This window comes from Oceanobacillus luteolus, assembly GCF_042678205.1.
In the GTDB taxonomy this organism is placed as follows: Bacteria; Bacillota; Bacilli; order Bacillales; family Amphibacillaceae; genus Oceanobacillus; species Oceanobacillus luteolus.
Window position 1 is genome coordinate 1 of sequence record NZ_JBHUDE010000122.1, and the last position, 11,909, is coordinate 11,909.

Below are 11,909 nucleotides of genomic sequence, written 5' to 3' on the forward strand. Positions count from 1 at the left end.
ATAAGATTTGGAGGCTGGCAAGCCTTTTTATTTTCTTTGAAATTCAATGCAGCGTTATGTACTTTTACGCTGCATTATTATGTACATTTATTTTGCCATAAACAGTAAGAGCTTATTCGCACAAGCGATTATTATAATGGACCCATAAAACTAGACACCAAGAAAGGAAAATTCAATCCTCCACCTAAAGAGTATCCTTTTTCACAGGAGAACCTGTCAAGGATAAAGGCATGCACTCGCAAGCTCGCCTTTGACAGAACCTCCTCTGAAAAGGAAGTATCAATTAGGATGGATTTCCTCAAAAAATGTTGAGGGTCAACCTTCCCTTATGGCAATGAGAGTACCTCTTACTCTTAGTTCCATTTTAAGCTCTTATAAAGACTATAAGACCCCACCTTATTTTTTTGAAAAAAGTGTCTTGACGATAGAGTCCACCATATATGGCTAATCCAAAAGGCTTTCCTTTTTCTCATTTTTTTCGTAAACCTTTCTTAATCTCTTATTTCTAGAGATAATCTCATCGCTTGTTTCTTTACGTTGTGTATAGAGAATAATCTCAATTATAATTTTTTCCTCGTAAATAAATCCTTCAAAGATGAATGGTAATATAAATCAACTAATGGTTCAAAGTACCTTGAAGAGTGCTTGAATTTCAAAGGGACATTGAATTTAAAAATAAAAAAACAGTTGAACAAAGAGATAAGAACAACGTAGGTATAGGACGTTTAGTAAATAAATGACTGTACACAAACATCTTAACGTATAGTAATCCTGACCATAAAACATTCCAACCGTGAGCATATAGAATTAAGTGCTTTTTGTGAATCAAATATTCAACAACGGTACTTATTATAGTCCACCGTATGAAATGAATAAATTGTTTAAACAGGGTATTTGGCATTTTGCTTAAGAATACGAGCACTAATAGTGGAGTTATTATTAGTGTATGGACTGTTCTAAGAAAAAACCAATTTACTCTATAAGGAATAAACTCCCAAACGAGATGTCTTCTACATAGTAAATAATATATTGCATTAAATGAACTAACATAAACCATATTTTTATAATACTTAGGAACCTCACGCCAAGAATTACTGAAAATGGATACTAATATAACGCTTAGTATCAAAACGATATGCCTATTTCTAACTTTTTGTTTCTTTCTCATTTTAAACTCCTTTATAAGTTAAAAACCTTAGTAAGAGGTTTCCCTAAAATAGACACTTTTACTTATAAAGTAACTGGTAAATAATTAAAAGTGAGGGATATGTATGAATAAGAACCCGATCGAGCATGTATTAGGAACAAGAGTAAAATTAATTGAATACATATTCGCTTCAATTTAACCACCGACATTCCTACTGCCTCAACGTAGCTTTATTTTTGATTTAAAATTGGCAACTTTGATTTACTCGTTATTGCTTATTTCTTTCAATAAAATCAACAATCAAGTTAAACAGTGCCAAATTAAAAAATTGACAAGTGGATGGATATAATGACTGCATTTAACTCAATACTAAGGTAAAGCATTAGAAAGAAGGGAATGACATATTTTATAAACGTTGTTTTCTTATTATACAAGGTTTTTTTATCTTATTTGTGGGACTAGTTTATTCCACTAATTCAGCTCGGGCTTCAGTAGCATACCCATTACAAGCAAAATATTCAAATACAATGCTTTATAAAGCACATACTAATCAAAAAGTGATTGCACTAACTTTCGACGATGGTCCAGACACTCGATTTACTCCCTTGATTTTAGATGTTTTGAATAAATATGATGTAAAAGCTACCTTTTTCTTATTAGGGACACGAGTGCATACCTATCCTGATATCGTAAAACAAATATATAGTAAAGGGCACGCAATTGGTAATCATACTTATTGGCATCCCAAACTAACGGACACAGATGTAAAAAGTATGATATGGGAAATTGAAAAGAATGAACAAGAAATTTATTCGGTTATTTGTATTAAACCTGAATTGTTTCGTGCTCCATATGGGGCTATAAATGAAGACCAGGTCAGACAATTGGAGAAAATGGGGTATCGTGGTATAGGATGGTCTGTAGATTCGCAAGATTGGAAAAGCCTACCGGCAAACGTAGTAAAACAAAAAGTGTTGGATTCTATTCACCCTGGAGCTATTGTCCTAATGCATAGTGCCGGACATTGGACACAAGACTTAACAGGAACAGTAAAAGCCTTAGATGAACTTATTCCATATTTGAAGAAGGAAGGATATATTTTTGTTACCATTCCAAAACTTTGGTTATTAGAAAACACTAATGAAAAGGAATTCCCTAAATAATTGTAAAGTAAAACACATAGAAGCTTAATGCTGGAAAATGAAGGTATATTCGGTCATTTAAAATAGGATTTTTGTTTCGGAAGGATTCTTTCAACTAATAATTTGAGCTACTTTTTAAGTATTACTTTGAACATCCCACTTAAAAAACCCAGCCACCTTTCACATGAAAAATTGAGCTGGGTTTTTTATTTATTTACATCCAATCATTTATAGAACTATTCTAATAAGTTTAGTCAAAAATAGCGACTATTCATTGTTTAGTAATCGTAATTATGTAAAACAAACAGGAATAACCCCGTTTTTTTTAAAAATTTTAAAACTATTCTCCATTAAAGGCGCCATTTATTGAATTTTTATAAAAAGATCAAGCTATAATTTCCAAAACTGAAACCTTTTTGATTTGGCCTTGCAACATCTTATGTTGCTTTATTAGGTAATTCTATATCTGCAGATAAGTTTTCTCCCCGGTTTTTGTTCCCTTTCCAGAAGAATATAGCAGCAAACAGAATGGTCATGACAATTCCACCGAGATGTGAAACTTGATAAGATAAGCCAAAACCAAGATTGCTATCATATAAAATATAGGTTAAGACCATATCCGTTATGAATAGTGCTGGTACAAGAGAGACAACATAATTCTTCCTCTTCACAAATAAATACATGGTACCAATCCAAAGAGCAAGTGCTGCAGTACCTTGGTTAGCAAATGAGAAGTAACGCCATAAAAGATTGAAATCAATGGTTGTTAACCAATAGGAAATCACAAACATTGGAATTGCAATAGATAAACGTTTGATAGCCTTGCCTTGGTCCATTTTAAGATAATCGGCAAGGATATTTCGTGCTGCACGGAATGCAGTATCGCCTGATGTAATAGGTAACACAACTACACCAAGTACAGCAATAGTCCCACCAACTGCACCAAGTAAGGTCGTAGAAACTTCACCAACCACAAGGGAAGCCGTACCTTCATTAATTAAAGCCTGAAGAGTTTGGCCATCAAACATACTCATGGCAGCAGCTGCCCAAATCATTGCAATTACACCTTCCGTAACCATCATACCGTAAAAAATATAACGCCCTTGTTTCTCATTTTGAGTGGTTCTAGAAATAAGTGGCGATTGCGTGGCATGGAAACCAGATAAGGCACCACAAGTAATCGTTAAGAATAAGATTGGAAAAATCGGCAGGTCAGCTGGATGCATATTGGTTAAAGATAATTCAGGAATTTCATATCCTGCAAATAATAATCCCACACCAACTCCAACTGTACCAATTAATAAAATTGCGCCAAAGAACGGATAAACTCTTCCAATGATCTTATCGATGGGAAGAATCGTGGATAAGAAATAATACACAAATATTAAGAAAATAATAGCTATTAAAGCCACCCTGCCATTGATCAAATTGTGCAATAATGATGCCGGCGTAGTAACAAATACAGTGCCAACCAGCAATAATAAAAGCAACGCGAAAACGTTTACTAAATGTTTGGAAACATTCCCTAAAAATTTCCCGGCGAGTTCTGGAATGTGAGCGCCCCGATTCCGAATTGAAATCATTCCAGTTAGGTAATCATGTACAGCTCCTGCAAAAATAGAACCTAACACAATCCACAAAAAGGCGACAGGACCATATAAAGCCCCCATGATCGGACCAAAGATGGGCCCTGTTCCGGCAATATTCAATAATTGGATTAATGCATTTTTCTGTTTGCTCATTGGCAAATAGTCAACACCATCTTGATTCACATAGGCTGGTGTTGGCCTTTCTTCATCAGGTTCAAATATTTTTTCAACAAATTTTCCATATGTGAAATAAGAAATTACCAATGCAACAAGTGCCATTAAAAATGTAACCATTCTGAAATCACCTTTCCTCCATTTTAATTTGTAATTTTGTAATTAGTTTTACCATTATCTGCGAAAAAACAATTACATTATTGTATTTTTCTAAAACCGTTATAAGACACACTTCACCAATGCACTCGTCATAAATGGAAGTAGAAAGCGAGTTCGGTCATATCAAGTGCAATCGGTCGGTCGTTCAGAAAATTTTTATTACGAGGATTCGACAAGGTAAATATCGAGTTTGGAATTGTGGCATTAGCCCACAACATCTAGAAAGTAGCCGGAAATCTCAAGCTACTTTCAGATAATAACCGAAAAAATATAAAGGCAAGTGTAGAAAAACAGGTCGTTTTTCTACACTTGCTTTATTTAGATGGACTTATCAGACAACCCTCCCAAAAACTAGATATCAATTAAGTGAATCTCAAGGATTTAAATCTTCTCAAATACACTTATTAAATGAAACTTACTCCCATAATGTCCCCTCATTCCTTGAATCGATTCCGTACCCCCTATAATGACTGCTACTTTATTTTGTAATTTACTCTTGTCCATACACACTCTCTCGTTTATAAAAGATCATCATTTGTTATATTGATATTTTATGTTAGATGTAAACTTATAACGTTCCCATACCACCGTCTACTCTATACTGAACGCCCGTAATAAATGCACTTTCATCTGAAGCAAGAAATAAAACTAAATTAGCAATATCACTGGATTCACCATAACGGCCTAATGGAATACTTTGCGCTAATGTTTCTTGTTCTACGTTCAATCCTTCTTCTAAAGAACGCATCATTCTTGTATTAACAGGTGAGGGATGGATTGAATTCACACGTACATTAGCACTTGCTACTTCAATCGTTGCTGCTTTTGTTAATCCAACTACTGCATGTTTCGAAGCAATATAAGGTGATACACCAGAACTACGTTTAATCCTGCTACTGACGAAGTGTTGATCACACTACCATAACCTTGTTTAGTCATGACTGGTAAAACATATTTCAAATCTAAAAATACTCCACGTACATTGACACTAATTACTTTATCAAAATCCTCCATTTTTTGATTCACAAGAGGAGCAACTTTTCCTTCGATTCCTGCATTGTTAAAGAACACATCGATTTTCACAAATGTTCAACTGCTTTTTTAACATAACTTTCTACATCGGATTCTTTTGAAACGTCAGCTTGGAACTGTAAGTACCTCACCAAATGAGTCTAGTTCTTCTTTAACTTTAATAAGTGAATTTTCAAATAAATCTACTAAAATAACTTTTTAGCTCCTTCTTTTAGAAATCTTTCTGCTGTTACTTTACCAATGCCACCTGCTCCCCCTGTAATTACTGCAACTTTTCCAGATAGTCTTTCCTTGATGTTACAACCTCCAATAATAATTTTTATTTTAATTATCTTTTTGAAGATAACCTAAATCCTATTAAAAATTTATTAAAGAAAATGCTTTCTCTATACTTTCCTCTACTTAATATAGTCAAGCACCTAAGAATGGTTTTTAGGGAAATTTTAAAAAAGAAATGTATGACCATTTGATAACCATATTCTGTCTTTATAATTATGAAATCATACAATCTTAAAAAAGTTGAGAACCTGTTGAATAGTTGGGATTATAATTAAATAGAGCTTATAATTGGGTAAAGTTACCATTAATAATATCGCCAATGTTCTCCATTCTATAAAAGAAAAACATATCTGGAGGTAATTTTATGGCACAATTAAGAGATATCATGACATCAAATGTTCTTACAGTTAACGAAACACAGACCGTACAGGAAGCTGCAGCATTAATGAGCAAATATAATATCGGGGCTATTCCAGTAATAAATAACAGCGGACAAATTGTTGGAATTGTAACGGACCGTGATATTACCCTTCGTACGACAGCACAAGGAGAAAATGCACAAACGCCAGTGTCTCAAGTCATGACTGGACAGCAAATCGTACAAGGTACACCTGATATGGATGTTCATCAAGCAGCAAACTTAATGGCACAACAGCAAATTCGCCGATTGCCAGTAACCGAAAATGGCCAATTAGTAGGAATTGTTGCTTTAGGTGATCTAGCCGTACAAAATCAATATGCAAACGAGGCAGAACTGGCATTACAAAGTATTTCCACTCCTTCCTCACCTCAACAATAGTAAGAGGTTCATTTATTGTCATAAAAATAATTATTAGCAAAGATCCAATCTTGGTCTGTAATGGGAATGGTGGGGGAAATTTGAGATAAAAAAGTTATAAAACGCTATCTTATTAGTTTACGTGAAATAGAAGAGTTAATGGGGATTTGGAAACGGAATTACTACCGAAAAAATGGTGCAATTCGCCAAAAATAATCATATATTCCCAAAAATCTCACCGCATGGGAAACAACTTTCTTTTTCAGCAATATAGAAAGGTAAAAAATTTTGGGGAGGCTTTCTTTATAACAATTATTACTAAAGTTAAACAGACATTAGCGGGATTGAAAAGTGCACAAGCAAGTTTTGAAACATTTGCTCTTGGTACCGATAATCAACAAGCGAAGCAGCTTTACCAAGATGCTGCTAAACAAACTCAATCCGTTATTGATAGTATTCAACCACGTGTTCAACAAATCGAACAAGAAGAACCTCAATACGAACAACAATAAGGAAAGATTGGTTGAGAGGCAATCTTTTTAAAGTCTTTTATTGTTTATAGCACAGCGCGAACTATCACGTACCATGAATAAGGATTAATAATCCTTGTTTGACTCGAAACTAAGATTATTAAGCATTGTTTTAATTTTAAAAATAAGGTAATAATAAAAATACACCAAGACTTACAAACAAAGGGAAGGATGCTTTCCTTCCCGATGTAGATGTAACTTTGTAATAATCACTTCTTTTTTCAACTACTCTTAATTAGGCTATAAATGTTGATGGAGTTACACTAAATCACAAATTCCAGATCCTTACTTCATCCAATTTTTTATTATATGTTTTACTCGAAATAGCTTTGTTTTAATGTTTATTGTAGAATCAATGCTGCGACCAATTTGTTTTTTCGGTCTATATTCTTGCATATGTACCTATAGAGCTGTACCACGAGTGTTACTTGCTGAATAGATTTTCGCCGATTGCCAGCAACCGAAAATGGCCAATTAGCTTGCTCATTATCAAGACGATTAAGTTGTGTATATAACTTCAATATAAAACCATTATTAAATCAAGGATTTTACTTTTTTGTACAGATAACCACTCGTTTTTCTGCCGGGACCCCATATATAAGATATTTCCAATACTATAATCAATTAATAATTAAACCTCTGCTTTTTTTCAAAGGAATACTGTAACAATCATCTTAAACTCCATTATTATTATGGTATTCGCATCCATCCATTATTTCTTTATCGCATTTAGAACATTTCAACGGCTGATTCTCGATAGATTCTTCCATGCGATTCATAGCTTCATCTCCTTTTTACCATTTATAATTGGATAAAAGGAGATTATTCCCTGCTTAAAAAGCTAGTCTGATAAAACAGCTACTCATTATTTGTATTTGGCAATTAATCAAAAATGGAAATATATAATGATTCAAAATAATTTATAAACATACTAACAAAACCAACGTCATTTAAATGCCAAAAGCACAACCCTCCGGACAGAAAAGGTTCTCTGTCTGTTTTTTATGTTTTATGTTAAGTTAACAAAACCTGATAAGTTTACAAATTTATAATTTTTAACCCAGTTTCTCAGCTATCTTTATGAAGAAAAATCCATAAAAATAAAAATGTATTGGTAACACTTAAAAAACTGTACATATTATTTGAAATAAGACTCATAATATCGGTATAAAATACCAAATTTTAAGAGAATGAATAGGGATGAATTGAAATTATGCGCTTTTTAAAAATCGAATCCATTCGGCAAAAAATAAAGCAAAACACAAAAGGAATACAAAAAAATCGATCAAATCATTCACATCCGTTCTCATCGGATATTCATAAAAATGAGGAAAGACTAAAGCAACAGTTAAACTCAAGTGAGGATATCATTTTTCATGATTTCATCATTCCGTTACATGACGGCCACTCATTGAAAGCACTGTTAGTTTTAGTTGATGGGTTAATTAATGAAGATGCCATTCGCAATAATGTATTAGAGCAACTGACCGAGGAATCACTCGAAAGTCCTCAGGGAGAAGAATTAAAAAAAGTAAAAGAGAGGATTGCTATTTTTAATATAAAAAATGAAGATAATCTAGAAAAAGCTGTATTCCAACTACTGAAGGGCAATACGTTACTATTGCTGGATGGATATAGTGAAGGATTGGTGCTAAACGCACCAGGGTACGAGGTTCGTGCAATCGCCGAACCCCAATCAGATCGGGCTCTGTGAGAGGGGCACATGAGGGATTTATTGAATCATCACCTACAAATATTGCATTATTACGGCGAAGAATTCCACATCCTTCTTTACAGTTTGAAACCATAAAAATTGGTGAATTTAGTCAAACAGATATAACGCTGGGATATATAAAGGGCATTGTGGATCCTAAATTGATCGAACGGCTCAAACAAAGATTAGATCAAATTAAAGTGGATGAAATCAATAATTCAGGGGAAATTGAACAATTCATTGAAGACCATCCCTTTTCAATCTTTCCTACTATTGGAAATACAGAGCGTCCTGATGTAGCCTCAGCCTTATTAATGGAAGGAAGAATTATGATCATAGTTAACGGAGATCCGGTAAGTTTGTATATTCCATCTCTATTTCTTGAAAATATGAAAAGCATAGAAGATTACAGTTCTCGTCCTTATTATAGTTCCTTCATTCGCCTGATGCGCTTTTTTTCATTTATAATCAGTATTTCTTTACCAGCCCTTTATATTGCAGCCATTAATTTTCACAAGGTAATGATTCCATCTGAAATGATTGTTCCGATCATCCAAGCAAGAGAGACAGTTCCATTTCCTCTTACAATGGAAGTTTTCATGATGATTTTAATGTTTGAAGTTGTCCGTGAGGCTGGTGTTAGACTTCCTCAACAAATTGGCATTGCTTTAAGTATTGTGGGTGCTTTAATTCTTGGACAAGTCTCTGTCTCAGCCGGACTGGTTGGTGCACCGACCATTGTTGTTGTATCTATATCGTACATTGCCGCCTTCGTCATTACTCCAATCGCAGATGTTACTGCGTTACTCAGGATAGGGTTATTTATTGCTAGCAGCTTATTTGGGGGATATGGACTAATTGTCGTCATGCTTGGTTTATTAACACATATGATCTCTTTAACATCACTTGGGGTTCCTTATATGGCGCCATTTGCGCCTTTTTATTTTCAGGATTGGAAAGATTCACTAATTCGTTTGCCGTTAAGGTGGAAAAAACATCGACCAAAAAGCATACCGAATCAGCGTGCGCCTAGAATTAAATCATTACCTAAGACAGGTGATAAATGATGGGAAGGATTCTATTTATCATCCCTTTTTTATTTTTATTAATGGGCTGTTGGAGTAGCCAAGAACTTGATAATTCCGCACTTGTACATGGAATAGGGTTGGACAAATCTGACGGTAAATTACGAATCAGCGTCGAAATCATAAAACCAACTGGAGCAAGTGAACAAGGTGGTGGAGAAGGGGGTGGAGGAAATGGCCAGCATATTCTATTAGAAAGAGACGCGGACTCAATAATACAAGGTACACGAGCACTCATACGAGATGCGAAGCGCAGGCTTTATTTTGATCATGCTCGTTTATGGGTGATTGGTGAGGAATTAGCAAAAGAAGATTTTATTGGCTACCTTGATGAAAGCCGGCGAGATCAAATGTTTCGTTTAAATAGTTATCTTTTCATTACAGAAGGTAATCCAATAGATATTTTGAGTACTTCTACACTTTATGAAGATCTTTCGTCAGCTGAAATCGTCTCTGCTTTAGAACAAACACAATATATTGCAGAATATACATCCGTAAAATTATATGAATTTTATAAGTTAATTGAGGGACCTATTCCTAATGCCTATATGCCGATCATTCAAACAAAAAAAGAAAAGGATAAAACTATTACTTCATTAGACGGTACGGCCGTCATTAGAAATGATAAAATGGTCGGTAAACTAAATACACATGAAACGGTTGGGCTAAATGTCCTTTTGAACAAGGCTAAAAGTGGAGGTGAAACTGTATCTCTGAATGAGAAGGAGAAGGTCTCTGTAGAGATAAAGAAATCAGAGACAAAAATAAAGCCGACACTAGTTGGAAATCAGCTTAAAGCACATCTTAATATCGAGATAGAGGGAACGTTAGCTGATAATACGACGAAAAGCAATATAAATGAACAATGGATAAGTAAGGTTGAAAAGGAAGTATCAAACCTAGCTGAAAAATACGTACGTTTAACTTTGGATAAACTTCAAAAGGAATTAAAGACAGATATTTCAGGAATTGGGCTAGAAACCTATCGGAAATATCCAAAACAATGGCAAAATATCCAATCTGAATGGAATGAGATTTTTTCTAACGCAGATATAATAATTGATGTTCATACGAACATTACTCATCAAGGCCTTATAAATAAGAGTATAAATAGACATCACAAAAAGCCTTATAACAACCCTTATAAACTAAGGAATTAAATGATCAAAGAAGAAGGAGATTACAGTCATGTTAACAAAATGGGAGACACTTTTTTTATTAGTAATGACACTTCCAATCATGGGACATGTCGTGATTCTCCCGTTAATGCTCGATGTTGCCGGAAGAGATGCTTGGATTTCCATATTTCTATCACTCCCGGTAGCATTTATATTTGCAATCTCCATTTATCGCTTGAGGCTTAAATACCCAAAAGAAAATATCTCTGATATGCTTCACAATTTATTGGGGAAATTTTTTGGAACAATGCTTACGGTGGTTTTCATTATCTACTTTTTATTTTTAACCATTTTCTCTTTTGCTCTGTTAGTTGATTTCGTCTATATTGCTTTTTTGCCTGAGACCCCTCTGTTGGCTATACTCGTTTGGTTTTTGATCTTTTTTGTCTATGTAGCTATAAAAGGTATGAAAAGAATCGCCTTAACGGCTGGTGTATTATCCATAATTGCTATGGTGTCAGGGCATACAGTCACTCTATTGGACACGAGGATGAAAGATTGGAGTGAGCTTCAACCCATGTTTGAGTTTGGTTGGAGTCCCATATTATGGGGATCTTTGCTTCTCACTAGTATATGGATTGAATTGTTGCTACTTTTATGTGTGCCCATTCAAAACATTCGTGAAAAACGAATGTTTTTACTATGGAGTATTGGAATCTTGTTGAATGCACTAATGATGTTTTCAACAACTACCGGCAGTATAACAATTTTCGGATTAGGGCAGGCTGACAATTTCGTATATCCGGCATTAGAGCCGGTACGAATTATTAGTTTGGGATTTATTGATCGTTTTGATATTTATGGTTTACTATTAATGGCAGTAGGAACATATATACGTTGCAGCCTATACCTTCGAATCGCTTACGACATAGTTGAATCAAAGGTTTCTTCAAAGTGGATAAAGCGAGGTTGGTTTTTGGGGCTTGTTTTACTCGTATTTCTAGGTACTTACTATTTGTCAAAAGAACATTATCGGCTAGATAAAACGTTAGATATATGTAAGCGTCAAACAATGAACACCTTCTATTAAATATCCGTTCTTGAGATAATCTCTTTAGAAAAAAATCTGGAGGTTATGCCAATGAACGATGCTAACAAAAGA

Annotated in this window: 8 protein-coding genes and 1 pseudogene; 7 read left to right on the top strand and 2 right to left on the bottom strand. The window is 34.4% G+C overall.

Going from position 1 to position 11,909, the window contains the following annotated elements:
* The first annotated feature begins 1,674 nt into the window (after positions 1-1,674).
* Entirely contained in the window at positions 1,675-2,310 is a 636-nt protein-coding gene (locus ACFSBH_RS13470; protein WP_379598011.1) for a polysaccharide deacetylase family protein, read from the top strand.
* A 416-nt stretch (positions 2,311-2,726) separates the two neighbouring features.
* Here the strand turns inward: ACFSBH_RS13470 and ACFSBH_RS13475 are convergent, their stop codons facing one another.
* Positions 2,727-4,172, bottom strand: a complete 1,446-nt coding sequence (locus ACFSBH_RS13475) for a carbon starvation CstA family protein (protein WP_066418383.1) — start codon at positions 4,170-4,172, stop codon at positions 2,727-2,729.
* A gap of 607 nt (positions 4,173-4,779) precedes the next feature.
* Positions 4,780-5,294 (bottom strand): annotated as a pseudogene (locus ACFSBH_RS13480) (SDR family NAD(P)-dependent oxidoreductase).
* 592 nt (positions 5,295-5,886) lie between these two features.
* Here ACFSBH_RS13480 and ACFSBH_RS13485 point away from each other — a divergent pair.
* From ACFSBH_RS13485 to ACFSBH_RS13510, 6 genes are all read left to right on the top strand, one after another.
* Positions 5,887-6,321 carry a CBS domain-containing protein gene (locus ACFSBH_RS13485; RefSeq protein ID WP_066418380.1) on the top strand — a complete coding sequence of 145 codons (435 nt, stop codon included), beginning with the start codon at positions 5,887-5,889 and terminating at the stop codon, positions 6,319-6,321.
* Between the two features lie 284 nt (positions 6,322-6,605).
* Entirely contained in the window at positions 6,606-6,812 is a 207-nt protein-coding gene (locus ACFSBH_RS13490; RefSeq protein ID WP_066418448.1) for a DUF1657 domain-containing protein, read from the top strand.
* A 1,231-nt stretch (positions 6,813-8,043) separates the two neighbouring features.
* The gene (locus ACFSBH_RS13495) at positions 8,044-8,544 is read left to right on the top strand and encodes a spore germination protein (protein ID WP_379598014.1); all 501 of its coding nucleotides are present in this window, start codon (positions 8,044-8,046) and stop codon (positions 8,542-8,544) included.
* Positions 8,541-9,611, top strand: a complete 1,071-nt coding sequence (locus ACFSBH_RS13500; protein WP_379598016.1) for a spore germination protein — start codon at positions 8,541-8,543, stop codon at positions 9,609-9,611. The genes ACFSBH_RS13495 and ACFSBH_RS13500 overlap by 4 nt, the downstream gene beginning before the upstream one ends.
* Positions 9,611-10,789: a Ger(x)C family spore germination protein gene (locus ACFSBH_RS13505; protein ID WP_165918132.1), complete on the top strand. Its 1,179-nt coding sequence runs from the start codon at positions 9,611-9,613 to the stop codon at positions 10,787-10,789. Before ACFSBH_RS13500 ends, ACFSBH_RS13505 begins: the two co-directional genes overlap by 1 nt.
* Before the next feature lie 28 nt (positions 10,790-10,817).
* Positions 10,818-11,837 (top strand): GerAB/ArcD/ProY family transporter, encoded by a 1,020-nt coding sequence (locus tag ACFSBH_RS13510; protein ID WP_379598019.1) that lies wholly within the window; start codon positions 10,818-10,820, stop codon positions 11,835-11,837.
* The last annotated feature ends 72 nt before the right edge of the window (positions 11,838-11,909 follow it).